Origin of the sequence: Sphingopyxis sp. YF1, from assembly GCF_022701295.1 — a bacterium.
Classification (GTDB): Bacteria; Pseudomonadota; Alphaproteobacteria; order Sphingomonadales; family Sphingomonadaceae; genus Sphingopyxis.
Genome location: NZ_CP033204.1, coordinates 1,464,901 through 1,488,373, shown reverse-complemented (window position 1 = coordinate 1,488,373; position 23,473 = coordinate 1,464,901). Strand labels below are relative to the sequence as shown.

Genomic DNA, 23,473 nt, shown 5'->3' with positions numbered 1-23,473 from the left:
GCTGTCACGCAAGAGTCCCATTTGGGGGGCGACAATTGCATTTCCCCTCCCTATATGCGCCGCAGTCACTGCCCCCGAAGCTGGACCCCGATGCTCACCACACACCCGTTCGACGACGACAAGCTCCGCGAGGAGTGCGGCGTCTTTGGTATTCATGGCGCGGACAGCGCCGCAGCCGTCGTGGCACTGGGGCTCCATGCGCTCCAGCACCGCGGCCAGGAGGCCGCGGGAATCACTGCCTTCGACGGCAGGGATTTCCATACGCACCGCGCGATGGGCCATGTCGCGGGTAATTTCGACCGCGACGACATCATGCGCCAGCTCGCCGGGCCCTCGGCGGTCGGCCATGTCCGCTATTCGACGACGGGCGAGACCGCGCTGCGCAACGTCCAGCCGCTGTTCGCCGACCTGTCGACCGGCGGGTTCGCGATCGCGCACAACGGCAATATCTCGAACGCGACGGCGCTGAAGAAGATTCTCGTCCGCCGCGGGTCGATCTTCCAGTCGACCAGCGACACCGAAGTGATCATCCACCTCGTCGCGACGTCGAACTATCGCACCCTGCTCGACCGCTTCATCGACGCGTTGAAGCAGGTCGAGGGCGCCTATTCGCTGATCTGCCTGACCGCCGAAGGCATGATCGGCTGCCGCGATCCGCTCGGCATCCGCCCGCTGGTGATCGGCAAGCTCAACGATGCCTTCATCTTCGCGTCCGAATCGGTGGCGCTCGATGTCGTCGGCGCGCAGTTCGTGCGCTCGGTCGATCCGGGCGAGCTGGTGATCATCCGCGACGGCCAGCTCACGTCGCACCGCCCCTTTGCCGAACGCGCGGCGCGCCCGTGCATCTTCGAATATGTCTATTTCTCGCGCCCCGACACGATCGTCGACGGCACCAGCGTCTATTCGGTGCGCAAGGCGATCGGCGCCGAACTCGCGCGCGAAAACGGCGTCGAGGCCGACCTCGTCATCCCCGTCCCCGATTCGGGCACGCCCGCCGCGATCGGCTATGCGCAGGAATCGGGAATCCCCTTCGAACTCGGGATCATCCGCTCGCACTATGTCGGGCGCACCTTCATCCAGCCGGGCGACAAGGTCCGCCACCTGGGCGTCAAGCTGAAGCATAATGCGAACAAGGCGCTGATCGCGGGCAAGCGGGTCGTCCTGATCGACGATTCGATCGTGCGCGGCACGACGAGCCTCAAGATCGTGCAGATGATGCGCGATGCCGGCGCGGCCGAGGTGCATATGCGGATCGCCAGCCCGCCGACCCAGCACAGCTGCTTCTATGGCGTCGACACGCCCGAGCGCGCGAAACTGCTCGCCGCGCAGATGACCGTCGGCCAGATGGCGAACTTCATCAACGCCGACAGCCTCGCCTTCCTAACGATCGATGGCCTCTATCGCGCGCTGGGCGAAGCCGAACGCATCGACGCCGGGCCGCAATATTGCGACGCCTGCTTCACCGGCGATTATCCGACGACGCTGACCGATTTCGACGAGAACAGCGTCGACGATCAATTTTCCCTGCTCGCCGAACGGGTTGTCTGACATCATGTACATAAAATCGGAAGAACTGGCGGGGCAGGTCGCGCTCGTCACCGGGGCGAGCCGCGGCATCGGCGAAGCAATCGCCGAAGCGCTGGCGGCACGCGGCGCGCATGTCGTGATCACCGCGCGCACCCCGGGCGGGCTCGAGGAACTCGAGGATCGCATCCACGCCGCCGGGGGCAGCGCGACGATCGCGCCGCTCGACCTGACCGACGGCGACAGCATCGCGCGGCTCGCGAGCGCGATGGCCGAGCGCTGGCAGCATCTCGACATGCTCGTGCTCAACGCCGCGATGCTCGGCACGCTGACCCCGGTCGCCGCGATCGACGGCAAGGAATTCAACCGCCTGCTGACGCTGAACCTGATCGCGCAGCAGGCGCTGATCGCCAATTTCGACCCGCTGCTGCGCCGCGCCGCGAAGGGGCGCCTGCTCGCGCTGTCGAGCAGCGTCGCGCGCGAGCCGCGCGCCTATTGGGGGGCCTATGCGGCTTCGAAGGCGGCGTTCGAGACGCTGGTGACGAGCTATGGCGCCGAAATGCGCAATATTTCGACGCTGCGCACCGCGATCCTCAACCCGGGTGCGACGCGCACCGCGATGCGCGCGCGCGCCTATCCGGGCGAGGATCCGCAGAGCATCAAGGATCCCGCCGCGGTCGGCGCTTTCGTCGCGCAGCTGATGGTCGACGGGTTCGACAGCACGGCGTTCCACGAACTGCCCAAGGTGATGGCGGACGCTTAACGCGATCTTTGCAAAACTGTGCCAATTGCAGGCATAATCCCGTTTTCGCAAAGGCATCGGAATGAAAACCACTATCCTGCGATCCGCGATTGCCGCCGTGGTCGGCATCGTCGTGGCCTTCGGGCTCGTCTGGCTGTTCCAATATGCCGGCAGCAACCTGACCCCCGACGAATATGACCCCGCGACCGGCGAGGTGCTGATCCCGATCGGCTCGACGATCGCGCTGATCGTCGGCTGGTTCGTCGGCACCTTTGCGGGCGGCTGGCTGGCGATGCGCGTATCGGGGGGCAGCGGCCCGGGCTGGGTCGTCGCCGGCGCGGTGATCGGCGCCGCCTTCTACCGCGCCGCGACGCTCGCCGACGCCTGGTGGATCATGGCACTCGCGCTCGTCGTGCCGGTCGCCGCCGCGGCGCTCGCCCAGCGCGCGACGGGAACCGCGGTGCCAGCGACGGCCTGACCGCCGCCGGCTCCGCTACCCGGGCGGGACGCTATCTGGTTTCCCTGTCGACCGCCGCCTGCACCGACTTGTAAAAGGCCTCGCGCGCAGCGCCGACGCCTTCGGGATCGGTCGCGGTCGGCCAGTTGCCGTTCGACGCGATCACCAGCTTGCGCTTGGAATCGATGAAGATGCCCTGCCCGAAAATGCCCTGCGCGGCGAAGCTGCCATCGTCGTTGGTCCACCATTGATAGCCGTAGCCGCGGCCGGGAATGTCGATGCCCGCCTGCTTGGTCGTCGCCGACGCGAGCCAGTCGTCGGGCAGCACCTTGACCCCGCCGGCGACCCCGCCATTGAGGATGAACTGGCCGAAACGCGCATAATCCTTGAGGCTCGCCGACATGCAGCAACCGCTGATCTCGTGCCCCGTCGGCCCGAGCATCCACACCGCATCCTGCTCCATGCCGAAGGGTTTCCAGACCTTTTCGGACAGATAGGCTGACAGCGTCTTGCCGGTCGCGCTCGACACCAGCACGCCGATCAGATTGGTCTCGCCCGTCTTGTACACCCACTTCGACCCGGCGGGCGCTTCGCGCGGCAAGGTCTTCATATAGCTGACGGTGATATCCTCGCCCGCGACGGGCTTCTGCAGGTTGAACTGCGCAACGTCGGATTTGGGATCGGTATAATCCTCGTTCCATTTGACGCCCGAGGTCATCGTCAGCAGCTGCTTCACCGACACATCGTCATAGGCCGAGCCCTTGAGCCCGGGGATATAGGCGGTGACCTTGTCGTCGAGGCTCTTGATATAGCCGTCCTTCACCGCAGCGCCGACGAGCGTCGAGGTAAAGCTCTTCGCGACCGAAAAGCTCGTCCAGCGCCCCGCCGCGCCGTAACCCAGCGCATATTTCTCGAGCCGGATCTTGCCGTCCTGGAGGATGATCAGCCCGGCATTGCGCTGCTTCGCCATATAGGCGTCGACGTCGCTGCCCACGTCGAGCGGCTTGCCCTGCGGCAGGGGATAGACGGTGCCCCCCGCCGCGACGGTGTTGACGACGACCTTGGGAACCGTTTCCATCGTGCGGAAGGCTGCGTCGCGTTGGTCCTGGGTCCAGAAGAGCACATTGAGATCCTTTGGCAGCGTGTCGTTCGTCGGTTGCGCGGGGGACGTGCATCCCGCCGTGGCGCACAATAGCGCGGCCGCCAGAAGTCTTCGCATCTTCACCCTCTCCCTCTTTGTTTTCAGATTGTTTTTTCGAGCGTAACCTGCGCGACGTCGATGCCGCCGCCGCGAAAACCACCCTCGCAATATTGCAGATAGTAGCGCCAGAGCCGGACAAAGCGCTCGTCGAAGCCCGGGGGCAGCTGATCCGCGGCGACCGCCGCGTCGAAGCGTTCGCGCCAGAGCCGCAGCGTTTCGGCATAATCGCGGCCAAAACGCCGCTGGTCGCGCCACGCGAGCCCGCGCGCCTCGGCGAGGGCGCGAAAGCGGCTTTCGGAGATCAGGCAACCACCCGGGAAGACATAGGCCTGGATGAAGTCGCTGCTCGCGGCATAACGCTCGAACAGCGCGTCGTTGATCGAGATATACTGGATCGCGGCACGACCGCCGGGGCGCAGGAGCCGCGCGATCGCGTCGAGATAGGCGGGCCAATAGGCCTGCCCCACCGCCTCGACCATCTCGACGCTGGCGATCGCGTCATAAGGGCCCCGCGCGTCGCGATAGTCGCACAATTCGATCGCGCCGCGTCCCGACAGGTCGACCGCCGCGAGCCGCGCGTCGGCCACCTCGGCCTGCGCCGGGGACAAAGTGATGCCGGTATAGAGCACGTCGTGACGCTCGACCGCGCGCTCGGCCAGCGCCCCCCAGCCGCATCCGATTTCGAGCAGCCGGCTTCCCGAGCGCAAATCGAGCCGGTCGAGGATCGCGTCGAGTTTCGTCGCCTGCGCTTCTTCGAGCGACTGCCCCGGATCGGCGAACAATGCGCTCGAATAATTCATGCCGGCATCGAGCCACAAGCGATAGAAATCATTGCCCAAATCATAATGGGCGTGGATGTTCCGCTTCGCGCCGTTGCGGCTGTTGCGATTGAGGAAATGCGCCGCGCGGTTTGCCCAGCGCCACGGCCCGCGCGAACGGCCGGCATTGCCCAGCGTCTCGCCGTTGCGCATGAACAGGTCGAACAGCGGCACCGGGTCGGACGACGACCATTCGCCGCGGTCCCACGCGCGGTACCAGCCGACCGATCCCGACAGCGCGAGACGGACGAGCGCGGCCCAGCTGTGCACATGGACGACCGCGACGGGGCCCTTGCCCCGCCCGCCGAGGATACGGACGCTGCCGTCGGGCAGATGCCCTTCGAGCGTCCCGAAATCGAGCCCCGCGTCGATGCGGTCGAGCCGCCGGTGAAAAAAGGCAGCGGGCGCATGCGCCATCAGGCGCGCAACGAACCCGCCCGAGCGAAAGGCCCGGTCCGCCTGAAGCAATTCGCCGCCGCGCTTCCGACTGACATGCGTGTTCATAATCATCTTGTCGCGCAAGGAAGGTTAAAGCGCAATCCGCCATATGCCGTTGCCGTCACCCGCCGACATGATTACCCTGCCCGCGGGAGGGTCGCATATGAAAAATCCGATCGTTCGCGCGGTCGTCGCGGTTGGAGCGGGCGTTTTTGCCGCCGGCGCCATCGTCATCCTGTTCGAGATGCTCGGCCATATGCTGTTTCCGCCGCCGCCCGGCATCGACCCCACCGATCCCGACAACCAGGCCCGGCTGATGGAGCTGATCCCGACAGGCGCCAAGGTCGCGGTCGTTGCGGCGTGGTTCTGCGGCGCGCTGGCGGGAAGCGTGGTCGCCGCCAAAATCGGCCGGAAACCGCTCTACGCCTGGATCATCGGCGCGATCATGGTCGCGTTGAGCGTCGTGACCACCATGATGTTCCCGCATCCGGCGTGGATGGTGATCGCCGCTGTCGTGCTGCCGGTCGTTGCCGCGGCCATCGCCATCCCCCTCGCGCGGCCGCGCTTCACCCTCTGATCGCGGCATAGGCCGCCAGCGCGCGCTCGCGCGCCTCACGGTGGCCGATGCGTTTTGCGGGATAGGCGGGCGGGCGCACGCCGTGGGCGTCGGGATCGTGTATGACGGCATCATCCAGATGCGCGAGTTCCGGCACCCATGTGCGGACATAGGCGGCCGCGTCGAATTTCTCCGACTGGACGAGCGGCGCCATGATGCGCGGGAACATGTTCGAATCGATCCCCGTGCCCGCGACCCACTGCCAGTTGACCGCATTATTGGCATAATCGGCGTCGACCAGCGTGTCCCAGAACCATTGTTCGCCGCGGCGCCAGTCGATCAGCAGATGCTTGATCAGGAAACTCGCCGCGATCATCCGCACGCGATTGTGCATCCATCCGGTGGCCCAGAGCTGGCGCATCCCGGCATCGACGACCGGATAGCCGGTGCGGCCCCGCTGCCAGGCCGCAAGATCGGCGTCGGCGGCATCGCCATTGCGCCATGGAAAGGCATCGAACGCCTCGCGCGCGTTGCGTCCGCCATAATCGGGGAATTGCAGGATCACATTCTGGGCATAGTCGCGCCAGCCGACCTCCGACAGAAAGACATCGACCGAGCCCCCGGCATCGGCAACGCCGTGCCAGACCGCCGCGGGCGAAATCTCGCCGAAATGGAGATGCGCCGAAAGCCGCGAGCATCCCTCCTCCGACGGGAGGTTCCGGCGGTCGCCATAATCGGCGGCGACGTGCGCGAAATCGGCGAGGCGCCCGCGCGCGCCCGCCTCGCCCGGCGCCCATTCGGCAGCGAGGCCGCCGGCCCAGTCGGGCTTCACCGGCAGCAGGTCCCAGTCGGCGAGCGCATCCGACGCCGGCCACGCGTCCGGCGCAGCCATTGCAGGCAGATCACCACACGCGGGCAGCGGCGGCATGCGCTCGTGCAGCGCACGCCAGAAGGGCGTGAAAATCTTGTACGGCAGGCCGCTGCCCGTCGTGACCGATCCGGGCGGGGCGAGGTAATTGCCGTCGTGACGCAGGAGGTCGAGCCGTTTCGCGACCGCACGCTCGGCGTTCCGCCACCAGGGTTCGTAATGGCGCAGGCAATGCACCTGCCCGGCGCCGCATTCCTCCGCAATCCGCGCGAGTTGCGCGTCGCACCGGCCGCGGCGCAGGATGAGGCGCGATCCCGCCGCACGCAGGTCGGCATCGAGCGCCGCGAGGCTGTGATGCAGCCACCAGCGCGAGGCGGCGCCCATCGCACGATGCTGTGGCGTGTCGTCGTCGAGGACATAGACCGGAATCACCGGTCCCGCCGCCGCCGCGGCCGCAAACGCCGCCTGATCCGAAAGCCGCAGGTCGCGGCGCAGCCAGACGATGACGGGGGCGCTCATTCGGGCGGATGGGTCGCGGTGTCGGGAGCGGTGACGCGCACCATGAAGCGGTCGCGCGCGAGCGGGTGCATGAAACGCTGGTCGCGCAGGCGGATCGCGTCGCCATCGGCCTCGGCGACCGGCATCCGCGCCCAGAAGAGAAAGGCGCGCGCCGCCGGGTCGGCCTTGACCCAGGTGGCGAGCCGCGGGTCGTCCATTCCTGTCGGATGCCCGCTGATATCGACGTCGCCCCCCGCGCCGAGATCGAAGCTCGCGCTGCCGTACCGGTCGGCGGTGCGCCAGAAGGCGTCGCGTTTCCAGAAGGTCAGCGGTGGCGGGCTGGCGACGACGAGCGCGTCGGCATGCCCCGCTCCGCGCAGCACCGCGGCGATCTCGCGTTCGGCAGTCCCGGTGATCGCGCCGTTGAACAGGATATAGCCGCACACGGCGGTGAAACCGACCCACGCGGGCCGCGTCCACGCCGCGACCCGCGCCCGCTCACGCCGCAGCGAAAGCCAGATCGACAGGCCGAGCGCGATCCAGATCCACAGGTCGATGATGAAGATGCTGTCGCCATAGAACCAGCGGGGACTGAACGGTTCAAGCAGGCGGATGCCGTAATTGTTGAGCCAGTCGAGCGCCGGATGGCTGAGACAGCCGATATAGGCAAGCGCGAGCAGCCAGCCCTTGTGCACCGGCAGGCGATCCGCCGGCCGCTTGCCGCGTCGCGCTTGCCAGCGGTCGAAGGCGAGCATCAGCGCCCACAGGAGCAGCGGCAGGATCAGCAGCGCGAGCGGCCCATGGGTGATCCCGCGCCGCATCGACAGCGACTCGATACCGTAGATGGCGCAGGTCGCGTCGATATCGGGCAGGTTTGCCGCAAGGATCAGCGTCGGGACCGCGAGACCGGTCTTCTTCTTGAGCCCCATCTGGCCGAGGACGCCGCCGACGAGGCTGTGGGTCAGATTGTCCATAATTTCTGCCGCTGGAGAATAAAAAGAAGAAGAAGAAACTGTTTCGCGCAAAGACGCAAAGACACAAAGAAGAAAGGAAAATCAGGTACCTGGGGCATAGTTGTTCACGACGCGGCGAACGCCTTCCTTGAAGGTGGCCGTACCGAAATTCATGAGCAATCCAAGCGGCAAGCGCATCAGTCGCAGATAGGTGAGTAGCTGCTTCGCATGAACAGGGGCGTGCTGCTCGGTCGATTTGATTTCGATGAGCAGCGTTCGCTCGATGATCAAATCGGCTCGAAAGGCATTGTCGATGACAATGCCATTGGCGCTGAGCGGAACCGAAACCTGACGCTCGACCGACAATCCTCGCGAGGCAAGGCTTTCAGCCAGTAGCAATTCGTAAGCCGATTCGAGCAACCCCGGCCCGATGTCGCGTTGGATATGAAAACCGCAATCGACCGCGACATTCGCCAAGGACTCGATGTCGGCCGGCAACCCCCACCCCCTTCTTCGTGTCTTTGCGTCTTTGCGTCTTTGCGCGAAACTTTTCGCGCGCGACGCTACAGTTCGGGACCGCCCTCGGTCACCGTCCACGTCTGCCCCTTCTTGAGCAGCCCCTGGAGGTCGGCGGTCTTGCCCTCGGCGGCCGCCTTGTTCTGGCGCCACACATCGGCCTCGAAGGTCGGGCGCGGGTCGTCGTAGAGCACGCCGAGCGCCATCGGAAACTCGCCGAAGCGCATTTCGACGAGCATGTGCGCGACGCTGCGGTTGGTGACGTCATGGACGATCACGCCCGCCGACTGCCAGTCGCCGCCCTCCACGTCGACGACCTTCAAATGCAGTTCGTCCTTGTCGAGCGCGATGCCCTTGGTGCCCTTGGCGAACAGCATGGGCTCGCCATTTTCCAGCCAGAGCTGGCGATCCTCGGCGCCCTTGGGCGCGGCGAAATCCTCGAACACATCCTTGTTGTAGACGATGCAGTTCTGGAAAATCTCGATGAAGGCCGCGCCCTTGTGGGCATGCGCCGCCTTGAGCACGTCGGGCAGTTTTTTCGACACGTCGAAACCGCGCGCGACGAAGCGCGCCCCCGCGCCGAGCGCGAAGGCGGCGGGCTGCGCCGGGCGGTCGACCGAGCCGTAGGGGGTCGAGGGGCTGTTGGTGCCGACGCGACTGGTCGGCGAATATTGCCCCTTGGTCAGGCCGTATATCTCGTTGTTGAACAGCATGATCTGGCAATCGAGATTGCGGCGGATCAGGTGCATCGTGTGGTTGCCGCCGATCGACAGCCCGTCGCCGTCACCGGTGACGATCCACACGTCGAGGTCCGGATTGGCGAGCTTCAGCCCCGTCGCGAACGCCGGGGCGCGGCCGTGAATCGTGTGGAAGCCATAGGTTTCCATATAATAGGGGAAGCGCGACGAGCAGCCGATGCCGCTGATGAACACGGTATTCTCGGGCGCGGTGCCGATCTCCGGCATCGTCCGCTGCACCGCCTTCAGGATCGCATAGTCGCCGCAGCCGGGACACCAGCGGACTTCCTGATCGGTTTCCCAATCCTTGAGCGTCGTCGTGCGCGCGATGGTGGTCATTTCGTTCATTGCATATCCTCTCGGGGCAACAACGCTGCCGCGTCAGCCCAGCGCCTCTTCGATGGCGGCTTCGATCTCGGCGATGGTGAAGGGCTGGCCCGACACCTTGTTCACGGGCTTGGCGTCGACCAGATACTGGTCGCGCAGCACGGTCTTGAGCTGTCCGGTGTTCATTTCGGGCACGATCACCTTGTCATAGCTCTTGAGCAGCTCGCCGAGGTTGGCAGGGAGCGGCCAGATGTGGCGGATGTGGACGTGGCTGACATCCTTGCCCTCGGCGCGCTTCCTCCGCACCGCCTGATGGATCGGGCCGAAGGTCGAACCCCAGCCGACCACCGCGAGCTTGCCGCCTTCGGCGCCGAGTTCGACGATCTGGTCGGGGACCTTGATGCCGTCGATCTTGTCCTTGCGGATGTCGGTCATCGCCTGGTGATTGGCGGGCGCATAGTTGATGTGGCCGGTGTCGACTTCCTTCTCGATCCCGCCGATGCGGTGGAGCAGGCCGGGGGTGCCGGGCCTGACCCACGGGCGCGCGAGCTTTTCGTCGCGGCCGTAGGGCTTGAAGCCGCCCTCGGGCACCTCGGTGAGGAATTGCACCGGGAAGGCGTCGTAGGTCGTCAGGTCGGGGACCGCCCATGGTTCGGCGGCATTGGCGATATAGCCGTCGGTGAGCAGCATCACCGGGGTCATGTACTGGACCGCGATACGGCACGCCTCGATCGCGCATTCGAACGCGTCGCCCGGCGAGCGCGCGGCGATCACCGGCATCGGCGCGTCGCCGTTGCGGCCATAGACCGCCTGATAGAGGTCCGACTGCTCGGTCTTGGTCGGGAGCCCCGTCGAGGGGCCGCCGCGCTGCGAATTGACGATGACGAGCGGCAACTCGGTCATGATCGCAAGCCCCATCGCCTCGCCCTTGAGCGCGATACCCGGCCCCGACGAGCTGGTGACGCCGAGCGAGCCCGCATAGCTCGCGCCGATCGCCGAACAGATCGCCGCGATCTCGTCCTCGGCCTGGAAGGTCGTGACGTCATATTCCTTGAGCCGCGACAAATGATGCAGGATCGCCGACGCCGGGGTGATCGGATAGCCGCCGAAGAACATCGGCAGCTTCGCGAGCTGCGCGCCCGCGACGAGGCCCAGCGCGATGCCCTCGGCGCCGGTCAGCGTGCGATAGAGGCCGGGTGCGACCGGCGCGGGATCGACATGATGCTGCTTGAGCGGGCCCGCGAGTTCGGCGGTCTCGCCGTAGGCGTGACCTGCGTTGAGCGCGGCGACGTTGGCGGCGGCGAGGTTCGGATCCTTGGCGAACTTGCCATTCAGCCAGTCGATCAGCGGCTGGCGGTCGCGGTCGAACATCCAGAGCGCGAGCCCCAGCGTCCACATATTCTTGCAGCGCAGCGCCTCCTTGTTGCCGAGCCCGAAGGGCTTGACCGCGTCCATGGTGAGCTGGCTGATGTTGAGCTTCAGGAGCTGCCATTTGGCGAGGCTGCCGTCCTCGAGCGGGTTGGCGTCATATTTCGCCTTGGCGAGGTTGCGGTCGTTGAACTCGCCCTCGTCGGCGATGATCAGCCCGCCCTGCTTCAGCTGCGGCACATTGGTCTTGAGCGCCGCTGGGTTCATCGCGACGAGCACGTCGGGCGCATCGCCCGCGGTGTCGATCGCCGAGGAACCGAAATTGATCTGGAACGCCGAGACGCCGAACAACGTGCCCTGCGGCGCGCGGATTTCGGCGGGAAAGTCGGGGAAGGTCGCGAAGTCGTTACCCGCGAGCGCCGACGAAAGGGTGAACTGACCGCCGGTCAGCTGCATCCCGTCGCCACTGTCGCCTGCAAATCTGACTACCACTGCATCCGAAAGGGGGGACTGCCGATCGTCGGCCCGGTCCTCTACCGCTGTCGCCATTTTATCTGTCTGCCTTTGAATCTTGCGAACCTGTGATGCTGGCCTAGGCCTGTGCGCGCATTGCCGCAATTCAGAAAAAATTGTGCGCCGCAAAGCAGGAAAGCACGATCGGTTTCGATTCGCGATTGAATTTGCATCGTCGATGCCGAATAGCGGACACGACAACATAATGAGGGATGAGCAGGATGAGCGACGGCACCACCCATTATACGCGCCCCGACGTGGCGGCATTTCTGGCCTTCCTGAACGCGCAGGACGGCCCGAAGACGGAAGACCTCCCCGCCGACGGCGCGCGCGAAATGTTCCGCGCGATGGCGCAGATGGCCGACAGCCCGCGCGGCGAGGTCGCCAAGGTCGAGGACCGGACCATCCCCGGCCCCGCGGGCGACATCGCCATCCGACTCTATGACAATCGCCCCGACCGCGAAACCGGTCCGGTGCTGGTCTTCTATCATGGCGGCGGCTGGGTGATCGGCGACCTGAACACGCACGACGGCTGGTGCGCCGAAGCCGCGCGCCAGCTCGACATGCCGGTCATCGCGGTCGATTACCGCCTCGCCCCCGAACACCCCTTCCCCGCCGCACCGGAGGATTGCGAGGCAGCGACGCGCTGGGTCGCCGACAATATCCCGTGCACGGGCCTTGTGCTCGCGGGCGAGAGCGCGGGCGGCAATCTGACGATCGTCACCGCACTGACGCTGCGCGACAATCCGGCATCGAAGCCGGTGATCGCGATCCATCCGATCTATCCGGCGGTCACGACGCACAATGACTGGCAGAGCTACCGCGATTTCGGCGAAGGCCATCTGCTGACCGAGGGCAGCATGACGTGGTTCGGCAATCAATATGCCGCCGACCCCGCCGACTATCGCGCGTCGCCGCTCGATTTCCCCGCCGAAGGGCTGCCGCCGACGCTGCTGGTGACCGCCGGACTCGATCCGCTGCGCGACCAGGGACGCGCCTATGCCGCCAAGCTGGTCGAGGCAGGCGTCGCGACGACCTATCGCGAAGGGGCCGGCACGATCCACGGCTATATCAACCTGTCGCAGGCCATCCCGAGCGCGAAGGACGATATCCGCGGGGCGCTCGCCGTCTTGAAAGCGATCGTCGCCGAAGCTACCCGCACGGCATGATCGATCACAGCAAACTCCCCTATCGCCCCTGCGCGGGCGTCATGCTCGCCAATCGCGACGGCCGCGTCTTCGTCGGCCAGCGGCTCGATACGTCGAGCGAAGCCTGGCAGATGCCGCAGGGCGGGATCGACGAGGGCGAGGATGCCGAAACCGCGGCGATCCGCGAGCTCGGCGAGGAAACGGGCATCCACAGCGGGCTCGTCGAGATCATCGCGCGCAGCCGCGAGGAATATTTCTACGACCTGCCCGACCATCTGGTCGGCAAGATGTGGGGCGGCCAATATCGCGGCCAGCGCCAGCACTGGTTCCTGATGCGTTTCATGGGGCAGGACAGCGACGTCGACATCCACACCAGACACCAGGAGTTTCGCGCCTGGCGCTGGGCCGAACTCGGCGAGATCGAAAAGCTGATCGTTCCGTTCAAGCGCGTGCTTTATCGCGGACTGGTCGAGGAATTCGGACCGCTGGTATAGCCCAGCCCGTCATACGCTTCTCGCAATGACGGGCGCACGCTATTCAGACTTCGCGCAGTTCCAGAGCCTTGCGGAACACCTCGGCAAACATCGCTGCAGTCAGCCGCCCGGTGTTCGTATTGTAGCGCGAGCAATGATAGCTGTCGACGAGGCGGCGCCCGCCCGGCAGCTCGTGCACCGCGCCATGCGCAAAGGGGTGCGCCGCAAGGCGGAGCCCCGCCGCGCGCAGCACCGCGTCGTGCGCGATCCGCCCGAGCGCGATCACGACGCGCAACCCGGGCAATCTCGCCATCTGCGCCTCGAAAAAGGGTCGGCAATTGGCGATTTCCGCGGGCGTCGGCTTGTTCTGGGGCGGCAGGCATTTGACGCTGTTGACGATGATCGCGCCGTCGAGCGCCAGCCCGTCGTCGATGCGCGCATCATAATGCCCCCTGCTTAGCCCGAAATTGGCGAGCGTTTCGAACAGCAGGTCGCCCGCATAATCGCCGGTAAAGGGGCGACCGGTCCGGTTCGCGCCATGTTTGCCCGGCGCGAGTCCGGCAAGGGCGAGCCAAGCATCGCGGTCACCGAAGGCGTAGACGGGCGCGTTCCACCAGTCGGGATGCTCGGCCCGACACGCGCCGCGCAGCGCGACGAGCCGCGGGCAGCGCGGGCAATCGCGCGGCGGCTCGGTGCCGGGCAAGGGGCTGTCAATCGCCACCATCCTGCGATAGGCGCTGGACCATGCACGATGCAACGCCCCCGCGCGCGCCGCTGGCTCTCTATGCCATCGGTCTCGGCTCGAACCGCCGCCATGTCCGGCACGGCGACCCCCGCCGCGTGCTGCTCGCCGCACTCGCCGCGCTCGAAAGCGACGACATCGAACCCGTCGACGCGAGCCCGATCATTGCGAGCGCGCCGCTCGGTCCCTCGCGCCGCCGCTACGCCAATGCGGTCGCGCTCGTTGCCTCGCCCCTGCCCCCGCCCGACCTGCTCGAACGGCTGCAGACGATCGAGGCCAGCTTCGGCCGCCGCACCGGGCAGCGCTGGTGCGCACGGACGCTCGACCTCGACATCTTGCTGTGGTCGGGCGGCGCGTGGAGCGACCCCGCGCTGACCATCCCGCATCCCGCGATGGCCGAACGCGACTTCGTGCTCGGCCCGCTGCGCACGATCGTTCCGCGCTGGCGTCATCCGTTGCTCCGCCACAGCATCCGCCAGCTCGCCGCGCGGCTGGTGCAAGCAAAGCCGGTTGACCGCAGCGGATCGGCGCACTAGGGCGGCGACCTGTCCCGCGTCGGCCACCCCGGCGCCGCGATGGGCCCTTAGCTCAGTCGGTAGAGCAACTGACTTTTAATCAGTAGGTCGCTGGTTCGAACCCAGCAGGGCTCACCATATAATTCAACGATGTAGCATTACCTGTGCGGCTGACTTCCTTCCGGAAGCGAGCACGCGAAATGGCGCCCTGTGGAACGCCAGGAAAATTCGAACCCATGTATCACGCTGCATTGCAAACCTGCTTCCAAGAGCAATGGCGTTTTTCATTCCCTGCTTTTGATGAACGCCATAGCGCACGAACGCGTCACATCTTGGCAATGAGCAAAACGGACGCATCGCTCCCCTCATGTTGCCGCCGCCTTGTGAAAGGCGCGGCGCATCGCGCAACAGGCTCCGCGATGATCCGCAACGCCGGGATCGCACCGCATGTCATCGAATATCGGAAGACGCCGCGGTCGCGGGCGTTGCTCGAACAACTGGTCGCTCGCGTCAGTATCACGCCGCCTCACGCAGGATTTGAACATTTAGCCTGCCACGCGCGATTGCCCGCTGTCCGATAATTTTTGGCGGTCGAAAAAGGAAAAATCTCGCCGGTGGCTCTTGAAACCGCAAGACGATAATATCTCGGGAGAGGGAGGGAAGCCCACGACGAAGGGCGCCAAGTTCGAGCGGCGACGCCGCATGGCCGCGTGGGTGACCGAGCATGTCATTCCCCACGAACCCGCCGTGCGTGCCTGGCTGGCCCGCGCCCGCGCGTCGCAAGAGGATGTCGACGAGTTGATCCAGGAATCCTATTCGCGGCTGGCGGCGCTCGACAGCGTCGATCACATCGACCGCCCCGATGCCTATTTTTTCTCGATCGCCCGCAATCTCCTCATCCGCCGCTTGCGCCGGGCGCGGGTAGTTCCGATCGAGGCGATCGCCGAGATCGACGCCTATCGCGACGATATCCGCCCTTCGCCCGAGCGCGAGGCGAGCAGCCGACTCGACTATCGGCGCCTGCTCGCGCTGATCGACGCCTTGCCCGAGCGCCGTGGCCGGATCGTCCGGATGCGCAAGCTCGAAGGCTATTCGCAGCGCGAGATCGCGGCGGCGCTCGGGGTCAGCGAGAGCATCGTCGAAAATGAAATCCATCAGGGCGTGCAGGCGGTCCAGCGCGCCTGGCGCGACGGCGAGGCGGTGAGTGCGGCGCGCCTTGCCGCCTTTGAGGGCGGAGGAGGCGGCGCATGACGGATCGGCGCGCCGGGGACATCGATGCCGAAGCTGCGCGCTATGTCGCGCGGATGGATGGCGACGACTGGTCCGATGCGAATGAGGACGAGCTTGACGCCTGGCTGGCCCGCGACCCGCGGCATCCGGGCGCCTTGCTGCGCGCGCAGGCCGCATGGATGACCCTCGACCGTCCGTTTGCGGCGCATGCCGCGTCGCGCGACAGGGCCGCGCCTGCCCCGCGATTCAGTCGCCGGGGGCTGCTCGCCGGCGGCGGCGCGGCGATCGCGGCGTCGATCGCCGGGGTCGCGCTGCTGTCGGGCGGCACCAGCTACGCGACGGCGGTGGGTGAAATCCGGCGGGTGCCGCTGGGTGACGGTTCGATCGCCGCGATCAACACCGCGAGCGCCATCGAGGTGCGGCTGGCGGAGACGGGGCGCGACGTGCGGCTCGACCGGGGCGAGGCATGGTTCCAGGTCGCCAGCGACAGCAACCGGCCGTTCGTCGTCGCGGCGGGGCGCGCGCGCATCCGCGCGGTCGGCACGGCCTTTTCGGTACGGCGCGGCGACCGCGGCGCGCATGTGCTGGTCACCGAAGGTGTGGTCGAGGTGTGGGCCGACGGGGCCGAGGGACATCGCGTGCGGCTGGCGGCGGGATCGCGCGCCTTCGTTGCCGACGATGCCGCGATCGCGGAAACGCCCGCCGCGCCATCGGCGATCGACCGCGCGCTCGCGTGGCGCAACGGCAAGATCGACCTCGCCGGCGATCGGCTCGACGCCGCCGCCGCCGAGTTCAACCGCTACAACCGGCGCCGGATCGTCGTCGGCGATCCGGCGATCGCTGGCGAGCGGTTCGACGGGGTGTTCCGAACCGACGATCCGGAGGGTTTCGCCAAGGCCGTCGAGGTCAGCCTCGGCGTGCCCGTGGACCTGTCCGAGCCAACGCAGATCCGTATCGGCACGCCCGATCGTTGAGGCGATCTGCCCGGCCTGAAAAAGGAAATCGCGCACTTGAGGCTCTTGCTGGTCGGGGGCGAAAAAAGCGCCCGTCAGGGGAGAGACGGAATGGGGAATGGAATCGGGCGCGGCGCGCTTCTGGCATCGGTGGCAATCGTCTGGGTCGCGGCGGCAAGCCCGGCTTCGGCGCAGAGCAAGGCGTTCGAGGTGCCAGCGCAGGCGGCCGCCAGCGGCATCGCCGAACTCGGCCGGCAGGCCGATATCCAGATCGTCGCCGCTCGGCGTTATACGCAGAACAAGCGGGCCAATGCGGTCCGCGGCGCGATGACGGTGGAGCGTGCGCTGGCCGTTTTGCTCGACGGCACCGGGCTGGTCGCGCGGCGCACCGGCGCACAGACCTATTCGGTCGTTCCCGCAGCGCCCGCCGCCCCGCCACGCGAGGGAAACGCACCCCCGCCCGCCGCAGCCAGCCCTGCAATTGAAAGTGACAGCGAAATCATCGTCACGGCGCAGCGGAAGGAAGAGAAGATCACCGACGTGCCGATCGCGATGACGGCCTTGTCGGGCGATGCGCTCGACGATCGCAAGATCGAGGGCGGCCCTGAACTGCTGCGCGCCGTTCCGAACGTCAGCTTCACCAAGACCAATTTCTCGATGTATAATTTCTCGATCCGCGGCATCGGGACGCAGTCGATCTCGGCAACGAGCGATCCGGCGGTGGCGGTGAGTTTCAACTCGACGCCGCTTGTCCGTAACCGATTATTCGAAGCGGAGTTTTTCGATCTCAATCGCGTCGAGGTGCTGCGCGGGCCGCAGGGCACGCTGTACGGCCGCAACGCGACCGCCGGCGTCGTCAACATGATTCCGGCCCTGCCCGGCCCGACCTTTGGCGGCGAGTTGAAGGGCGAGACCGGCAGTTTCGAAACAAGGCGCCTGAGCGGGATGCTCAACGTGCCGATCTCCGATACATTGGGGGTCCGCGTCGCGGGGATGATGACCAAGCGCGATGGCTTTGATTATAACAGCTTTTTCGGAACGCGGATCAACGGACGTGACCTGTGGTCGACCCGTGCCACTCTGGCGTGGGAACCGAGCGATCGCTTCAAGGCCAATGTCATCTGGCAGCATTTCGAAGAAGACGACAATCGGTCGCGCTCCGCCAAGCAATTGTGCACGCCCGACCCGGGGGCTTCAAAAATTGGCAGTGTCGAAATTACCGACCCGGGGCTTCGCGGCCGTATCAGCCAGGGGTGCCTGCCGGGATCGCTTTATGACGATGCGGCCTATGGAAAGCCCAACAGCGCGGCGCTCGTGTATCTTTATTTCCCGAGCACATCGATGCGGGTTGGAAATCGGCTGGAGGGCCGCTTCACGCAGATTCCTGTACCCGCGGTCATCGCTGATCCGATGGGCGGCGGTACGCAATCGCGAAATTTGCGTGAAATTGAATCCAATTGGGACCCGATATTTCGCGCCAAAAATGATGTCGTCCAGTTTAACTGGGAATATAAGCCATCCGATACCCTGCAATTTATCTCGCAAACGGCTTATTCCCGCGATCGATTCTATTCGTCACAGGACTACAACCGATTCGTTACCGAACCGATGTTTTCAGATTCATCTGCAGGCCCTCTTTACTCAGGTACGAGGCCACTTGATCTGGAAAAATTTCCGGGACCGACGCCGGGTGGTGTTTTTTGCGATTACCAACTCGGTTGTTCCGATCGCATGGTATCGGCGGATTTAAGCCGATCGAGGAATCGGCAATGGTCTCAGGAATTCCGCCTGCAATCCAGTTTCGATGGGCCATTGAATTTTCTGGTCGGCGCCAATTATCTCGATTTCAAATCGCAAGATGATTATTATGTTTTCAACAATATGTTCACCTATGTCGCTCAATGGGAATTTAGCAGAGCTCCCATTATACCTGCGGCACCTAGTTATGCCGGGGATGGATGGATATTGCGACCCTGTGAATTGGGCAATGAAGATAGGGAGTGCCCCTATGTCGATACCAATCCGATCGACAGCCTGAACAATCAGGGGCACAATTATTTTCTCAGCCAGAACGGTGTTCGCATAAAATCGAAAGCGATGTTTGGCGAACTATATTGGAACATCAGCGAAGATCTGAAATTGACGATTGGCGCTCGTTATACAAAGGACAAGAAACGAGCAGATCAAATTCCTAGTCAACTGTTATTGGGTGGGGGGCGTAATAGTCCTAGCGTCATCGCTTCTGGCGGCCCCGATTCAGCACTGGGTAAGCAATACATAGGCGATATCACCGGTGGGCGCGTGAACAGCGGCTATCCGGCTCAGGATGATATCAATCTGTCCTGGGGGAAATTCACCGGGCGCGCGGTGCTCGATTGGAAGCCGGATATCAGCTTCACCGACGACAGCCTGATCTATGCGTCCATATCGCGTGGCTACAAGGGCGGCGGCGTCAATCCGCCCAGAATCGATTTCAACCCCAATGTGGTGCAGTTTCAATTCCTGCCGCAAACATTCCGTCCGGAATATGTCAATGCCTTGGAAATCGGCATGAAGCATAGCTTTGACGGTGGACGCTTCACCTTGAACACAACCGGGTTTTTCTATGATTACAAGGATTTCCAGGTTTCCCAGATCGTTGATCGCATTGCCTATAATGAAAATTTCAATGCGACGAGTTGGGGACTGGAACTGGAAGCGGCATGGCGCCCGTCGCGCGCGTTTCGGGTCGATGGCAATCTGGGCTATCTGCGGACGCGATTGGGCAAGGGCGCGCAATCGATCGACGTGATGGACCGGACGCAGGGGGATCCCGATTGGGTGGTCTTGCGGCCCTGGCTACAGGTTCCGTCCAACTGCATCGCCCCGCGCGCCTATGTCGAACAGATATTGAAGGCGAATGCCGGGGGATTGATTCCCAAAACGCCGGGCGAGACGGCGCTTATTTTGTCCAGCCTGTGCCCGGGTGCGGACCGTCTTGGCAGCTGGAATCCGGCGAGGCCCGTCAGAGTTACTGGCCTCAATTACTGGAATCCCACCCGAGGGAACGCGCTTATCAATCCGGCCTATGGTTTTACCTATGACCCCACGGCACCTTATGATCCCGCAAAGGTGGGAGCGCTGGTGCCCTATGATCCCGCCAATCCGCAGGCCTGGCTCGGGGGATCGAGCGGGGCTCCCAATGGTGGTCGCGGGTTCTATGCGGATCTTGAGGGGAATGAGCTGCCCAACGCTCCGCGCCTGACCGCAAATATCGGTTCACAATATACTTTCTTCCTCGAAGGCGGTGATTGGGAACTGACGTTCCGCGGCGACTATTATTTTCAGTCGAAAAGCTTTGGCCGCGTTTACAACACCGAGTTCGACAGGTTGCGGGCGTGGGACAATGTGAACGTCGCGGTGACACTGGCTCGGCCGGAATCGGACCTCAGCTTTCAGCTCTATGTCAAGAATCTGTTCAAGAAGATGCCGATCACGGGGTTCTTCGTGAACAGCGACGACAATGGCCTGACGACCAACGTGTTTACACCGGACCCGCGCATCATCGGGTTTAATGCGTCGTTGAAATTCTAAATCCTTTCTGCTCATCCCGCCGGGGACAAACTCCTGCCGACGTCTGCTTGCTCCCGAGCAAACATCGGCAGGAGTTTCAGGAAAAGGACGAGTTTCCGCTTTGTAGCGTAGTTTCCCCACTTCAAGCGAGCGCCGGTCGTCCTGTCGCGTGGGCACAGCCGATCGCTTATCTGTCCGAACGTCTGAGCGGCAGGCGGACGAAAGCTCACGCTTCCCTCTCCACGGGTCCCTCGCCCCTAGCCGACATCTCCAACTGTCGGCGCTCGTCAGCGAGGTGCTACCGCAGGAGATGGCGGCGCCCATTGGCCACCTGCCAAGAGCGGCCCGCCCGTTTCGCCTCCGTCGCCCGAAAATCCGCCAACGCAACCACTTCCCTTGCGGGGCCCTTGAGGGAAACACGCGGCTCGCGCGTATTTTCAGGGGACGAACGCAGAAGTCATGCTGCGACGAGACGGTGCGGCGCCTGCGAGCAGGAGGTTTCAGGCGATGGAGCACGAGCGTCAGCAAGGCAGCAGCAGCGGAGCACCGAAGGTCACCGACCCCGTTTGCGGAATGGCCGTCGATCCCGCGGCGACACCTCACTCCGTCACGCACGCCGGGGTTCACCACTATTTTTGCAGCGCCGGTTGCCGCGCCAGGTTCGAGGCCGATCCGGATCGCTATCACGGGGCGGGCGCCTCGGCGCCGGCCGAGGCGCCCGAAGGCGCAATCTGGACCTGTCCGATGCATCCCGAGATCCAGCGTCCCGGGCCGGGCAGCTGTCCGATCTGCGGCATGGCGCTCGAACCGGTGATGCCCGCCATGACCGACGGCCCGAGCCCCGAATATCGCGATATGCGCCGGCGTTTCCGCGTCGGCCTTGCCCTCGCGCTCCCCGTTTTCGCGCTCGAAATGGGCGGCCACCTGACCGGGCTGCACATGATGCTGGGCCGCCAGACGAGCAACTGGATCCAGATGCTGCTCGCGACCCCCGTCGTGCTCTGGGCAGGCTGGCCCTTTTTCGAGCGTGCGTGGCAGTCGCTGCGCAATCGCAGCCTCAACATGTTCACCCTGATCGCGATGGGGACCGGTGTCGCTTGGGGCTACAGCATGGTCGCCGCGCTCGCGCCGGCCATCTTCCCCGATGCCTTTCGCGCCGCCGACGGTTCGGTCGCGGTCTATTTCGAAGCGGCGGCGGTGATCACCGTGCTCGTCCTGCTCGGGCAGGTGCTCGAGCTGCGCGCGCGCGAAACCACGGGTGGCGCGATCCGCGCGCTGCTCGACCTGACGCCGAAACTGGCCCGGCGCGTCCGCTCCGACGGCAGCGACGAGGAAATCGCGCTGGAGGCGGTCGCCGTCGGGGACCTGTTGCGCGTTCGTCCGGGCGAGAAGGTCCCGGTCGACGGTATCGTGACCGAAGGGCGCGGGACGGTCGACGAATCGATGGTGACCGGCGAATCGATGCCCGTGACGAAGGAGCCGGGCGCGGCCCTGATCGGCGGCACGATCAACCAGACCGGCGGGCTGGTGATGCGCAGCGAAAGGATCGGCCGCGACACGATGCTGGCGCGGATCGTCCAGATGGTCGCCGACGCGCAGCGCAGCCGCGCTCCGATCCAGCGCCTCGCCGATTCGGTATCGGGCTGGTTCGTGCCGATCGTTATCGCGGTGGCGGTTGCCGCTTTCATCATCTGGTCGCTGGTCGGGCCGGCGCCGGCGATGGCCTATGGCCTGATCGCCGCGGTCTCGGTCCTCATCATCGCCTGCCCGTGCGCGCTCGGTCTCGCGACCCCGATGTCGATCATGGTCGGTGTCGGCCGCGGCGCCGAAGCGGGCGTCCTCATCAAAAATGCCGAAGCGCTCGAACGCATGGAAAAGGTCGACACGCTCGTCGTCGACAAGACCGGCACGCTCACCGAGGGAAAGCCGTCGGTCGTCGCGATCGAGGTCGCCGACGGTTTCGCCGGGGACGAAGTGCTGCGCGTCGCCGCCAGCCTCGAACGCACGAGCGAACATCCGCTCGCGCACGCGATCGTCGCGGCCGCCCGCGACCGCGGCCTGGTTCCCGACGAGCCGTCGGCGGTCGACCAGCCGGTCGGAAAGGGCATCATCGGAGTCGTCGGGGGCAAGGTCGTCCTTGCCGGCAACGCCGGTTTTCTCGCGGAGCATGATGTCGATCTCTCCGCCCTCGCCGATACCGCCGACCGCCTGCGCAGTGACGGCGCGAGCGCGATCTTCATCGCGGTAAACGGCGTCGCCGCGGGGGTCATCGCGATCGCCGACCCGATCAAGGACACCACGCCGGCGGCGCTCCGCGCGCTCGGGCAAGCCGGCATCCGCGTGATCATGCTGACCGGCGACAACCGCAAGACCGCCGAGGCGATCGCACGGCAACTGGGCATCGCCGACGTCGAGGCCGAGGTCCTGCCCGACCAGAAAAGCGCGGTGGTCGAGCGGCTGCGCGCGGAGGGGCGCGTCGTCGCCATGGCGGGCGACGGCGTCAACGACGCCCCCGCACTCGCTGCCGCCGATGTCGGGATCGCGATGGGATCGGGCACCGACGTCGCGATCGAAAGCGCGGGCGTGACGCTGCTGCGCGGCGACCTCATGGGGATCGTGCGCGCGCGCCACCTCAGCCATGCCACCATGCGCAACATCCGGCAGAATCTCTTCTTCGCCTTTGCCTATAATGTGGCGGGCATCCCGGTCGCGGCGGGCATTCTCTACCCCGCCTTCGGCCTGTTGCTGTCGCCGATCATCGCCGCCGCGGCGATGGCGCTCTCTTCGGTCAGCGTCATCGGCAATTCGCTGCGCCTGCGATTTGCGAAAATCTGACCCGAACCAACGTCAGGAGGTTGTGACCATGAGGATATTGCTGCCCGCCGCGCTGATACTGGCGCCGATCGTTGCCGCTCCCGCGACGGCTGCGGAAGGGCACCCCGATTATCGCGGCGCCGCGGCGGTGCTCGCCGACTATAAGGCGGCGCTCGAAAAGCGCGACATATCCTCGGTCGACCGGCTGTTCGCCCCCGACGCGCAAATCTTCGAGAATGGCGGCGTCGAGGGCAATTCCGCCCGGTATCGCGACCATCATCTCGGCCCCGAGCTCAAGGCCTTCCAGTCCTTCGTCCTCGGCGACTACAAGGTCGCGGTACGCGGCGAAGGCGATATCGCGCTCGCCACCGAAACCTATTCCTATACGATCACGCTCGCGAACGGCGAACGGATCGTGCGCGACGGCGTGGCGACGAGCGTGCTCAAATGGGCCGACGGCGCGTGGCGGATCGTCAGCCTCCACAGCTCGTCGCGCAAGCCGAAGGCCTGAACGAGCGAGCCGGGCACGC

At 65.2% G+C, this 23,473-nt stretch carries 20 protein-coding genes, 1 tRNA gene and 1 pseudogene; 14 read left to right on the top strand and 8 right to left on the bottom strand.

The genetic code is table 11. The features are described from left to right. Window positions 1–90 precede the first annotated feature (90 nt). The 3 genes from purF (at window position 91) to EAO27_RS07205 (ending at window position 2,744) form a co-directional block, all read left to right on the top strand. Window positions 91–1,548, top strand: coding sequence for an amidophosphoribosyltransferase (purF, locus tag EAO27_RS07215; protein WP_242778861.1), 1,458 nt, complete (start codon window positions 91–93; stop codon window positions 1,546–1,548). A gap of 4 nt (window positions 1,549–1,552) precedes the next feature. Further along, window positions 1,553–2,287 (top strand): SDR family NAD(P)-dependent oxidoreductase, encoded by a 735-nt coding sequence (locus EAO27_RS07210; protein WP_242778857.1) that lies wholly within the window; start codon window positions 1,553–1,555, stop codon window positions 2,285–2,287. Window positions 2,288–2,348: 61 nt separating this feature from the next. Beyond that, a complete protein-coding gene (locus EAO27_RS07205; RefSeq protein WP_242778855.1) occupies window positions 2,349–2,744 on the top strand; it encodes a hypothetical protein in 396 nt (131 codons plus the stop codon). 31 nt (window positions 2,745–2,775) lie between these two features. On the opposite strand, the gene EAO27_RS07200 is transcribed toward EAO27_RS07205, so the two are convergent. Together EAO27_RS07200 and EAO27_RS07195 are read right to left on the bottom strand one after the other, a co-directional pair. Beyond that, complete coding sequence (locus EAO27_RS07200) at window positions 2,776–3,846, bottom strand: serine hydrolase domain-containing protein (protein ID WP_242778852.1); 1,071 nt, start codon at window positions 3,844–3,846, stop codon at window positions 2,776–2,778. Between the two features lie 119 nt (window positions 3,847–3,965). Continuing rightward, the gene (locus EAO27_RS07195; protein ID WP_242780483.1) at window positions 3,966–5,246 is read right to left on the bottom strand and encodes a cyclopropane-fatty-acyl-phospholipid synthase family protein; all 1,281 of its coding nucleotides are present in this window, start codon (window positions 5,244–5,246) and stop codon (window positions 3,966–3,968) included. 97 nt (window positions 5,247–5,343) lie between these two features. On the opposite strand from EAO27_RS07195, the gene EAO27_RS07190 reads away from it, so the two are divergent. Continuing rightward, entirely contained in the window at window positions 5,344–5,757 is a 414-nt protein-coding gene (locus EAO27_RS07190; protein WP_242778849.1) for a hypothetical protein, read from the top strand. Here the strand turns inward: EAO27_RS07190 and EAO27_RS07185 are convergent. The 5 genes from EAO27_RS07185 to EAO27_RS07165 form a co-directional block, all read right to left on the bottom strand. After that, window positions 5,747–7,123, bottom strand: coding sequence for a deoxyribodipyrimidine photo-lyase (locus tag EAO27_RS07185; protein WP_242778846.1), 1,377 nt, complete (start codon window positions 7,121–7,123; stop codon window positions 5,747–5,749). The genes EAO27_RS07190 and EAO27_RS07185 overlap by 11 nt on opposite strands. After that, window positions 7,120–8,076 (bottom strand): metal-dependent hydrolase, encoded by a 957-nt coding sequence (locus EAO27_RS07180; RefSeq protein ID WP_242778843.1) that lies wholly within the window; start codon window positions 8,074–8,076, stop codon window positions 7,120–7,122. Before EAO27_RS07180 ends, EAO27_RS07185 begins: the two co-directional genes overlap by 4 nt. 81 nt (window positions 8,077–8,157) lie before the next feature. Then, window positions 8,158–8,553, bottom strand: a complete 396-nt coding sequence (locus tag EAO27_RS07175) for a GxxExxY protein (RefSeq protein WP_242778840.1) — start codon at window positions 8,551–8,553, stop codon at window positions 8,158–8,160. A 65-nt stretch (window positions 8,554–8,618) separates the two neighbouring features. Continuing rightward, window positions 8,619–9,656 carry a 2-oxoacid:ferredoxin oxidoreductase subunit beta gene (locus EAO27_RS07170; RefSeq protein ID WP_242778837.1) on the bottom strand — a complete coding sequence of 346 codons (1,038 nt, stop codon included), beginning with the start codon at window positions 9,654–9,656 and terminating at the stop codon, window positions 8,619–8,621. Window positions 9,657–9,689: 33 nt separating this feature from the next. Then, complete coding sequence (locus tag EAO27_RS07165; RefSeq protein WP_242778834.1) at window positions 9,690–11,552, bottom strand: 2-oxoacid:acceptor oxidoreductase subunit alpha; 1,863 nt, start codon at window positions 11,550–11,552, stop codon at window positions 9,690–9,692. A gap of 185 nt (window positions 11,553–11,737) precedes the next feature. On the opposite strand from EAO27_RS07165, the gene EAO27_RS07160 reads away from it, so the two are divergent. Together EAO27_RS07160 and EAO27_RS07155 are read left to right on the top strand one after the other, a co-directional pair. Continuing rightward, the gene (locus EAO27_RS07160) at window positions 11,738–12,685 is read left to right on the top strand and encodes an alpha/beta hydrolase (protein WP_242778831.1); all 948 of its coding nucleotides are present in this window, start codon (window positions 11,738–11,740) and stop codon (window positions 12,683–12,685) included. After that, window positions 12,682–13,158, top strand: coding sequence for an RNA pyrophosphohydrolase (locus EAO27_RS07155; protein ID WP_242778828.1), 477 nt, complete (start codon window positions 12,682–12,684; stop codon window positions 13,156–13,158). The genes EAO27_RS07160 and EAO27_RS07155 overlap by 4 nt, the downstream gene beginning before the upstream one ends. 43 nt (window positions 13,159–13,201) lie before the next feature. Here the strand turns inward: EAO27_RS07155 and EAO27_RS07150 are convergent, their stop codons facing one another. Next, window positions 13,202–13,858 (bottom strand): uracil-DNA glycosylase, encoded by a 657-nt coding sequence (locus EAO27_RS07150; RefSeq protein ID WP_278190156.1) that lies wholly within the window; start codon window positions 13,856–13,858, stop codon window positions 13,202–13,204. A 23-nt stretch (window positions 13,859–13,881) separates the two neighbouring features. Here EAO27_RS07150 and folK point away from each other — a divergent pair, with 23 nt between their 5' ends. The 8 genes and pseudogenes from folK to EAO27_RS07110 all read left to right on the top strand — a co-directional run bounded on the left by folK (window position 13,882) and on the right by EAO27_RS07110 (window position 23,454). Next, window positions 13,882–14,415: a 2-amino-4-hydroxy-6-hydroxymethyldihydropteridine diphosphokinase gene (folK, locus tag EAO27_RS07145; protein WP_242778822.1), complete on the top strand. Its 534-nt coding sequence runs from the start codon at window positions 13,882–13,884 to the stop codon at window positions 14,413–14,415. A gap of 41 nt (window positions 14,416–14,456) precedes the next feature. Next, window positions 14,457–14,532: transfer RNA gene (locus tag EAO27_RS07140), tRNA-Lys, on the top strand. A gap of 281 nt (window positions 14,533–14,813) precedes the next feature. After that, a pseudogene (locus tag EAO27_RS07135) lies at window positions 14,814–14,918 on the top strand (arsenate reductase); the annotation flags it as partial. 178 nt (window positions 14,919–15,096) lie between these two features. Further along, on the top strand, window positions 15,097–15,645 hold the full coding sequence (locus tag EAO27_RS07130) for a sigma-70 family RNA polymerase sigma factor (RefSeq protein WP_242778819.1): 549 nt from the start codon (window positions 15,097–15,099) through the stop codon (window positions 15,643–15,645). Continuing rightward, complete coding sequence (locus EAO27_RS07125; RefSeq protein WP_242778816.1) at window positions 15,642–16,598, top strand: FecR domain-containing protein; 957 nt, start codon at window positions 15,642–15,644, stop codon at window positions 16,596–16,598. Before EAO27_RS07130 ends, EAO27_RS07125 begins: the two co-directional genes overlap by 4 nt. Window positions 16,599–16,634: 36 nt before the next feature. Then, window positions 16,635–20,150, top strand: a complete 3,516-nt coding sequence (locus EAO27_RS07120) for a TonB-dependent receptor (RefSeq protein ID WP_242778813.1) — start codon at window positions 16,635–16,637, stop codon at window positions 20,148–20,150. Between the two features lie 486 nt (window positions 20,151–20,636). After that, window positions 20,637–22,964, top strand: a complete 2,328-nt coding sequence (locus EAO27_RS07115) for a heavy metal translocating P-type ATPase (RefSeq protein ID WP_278190135.1) — start codon at window positions 20,637–20,639, stop codon at window positions 22,962–22,964. 28 nt (window positions 22,965–22,992) lie between these two features. Further along, on the top strand, window positions 22,993–23,454 hold the full coding sequence (locus EAO27_RS07110) for a nuclear transport factor 2 family protein (RefSeq protein ID WP_242778807.1): 462 nt from the start codon (window positions 22,993–22,995) through the stop codon (window positions 23,452–23,454). Window positions 23,455–23,473: the final 19 nt, after the last annotated feature.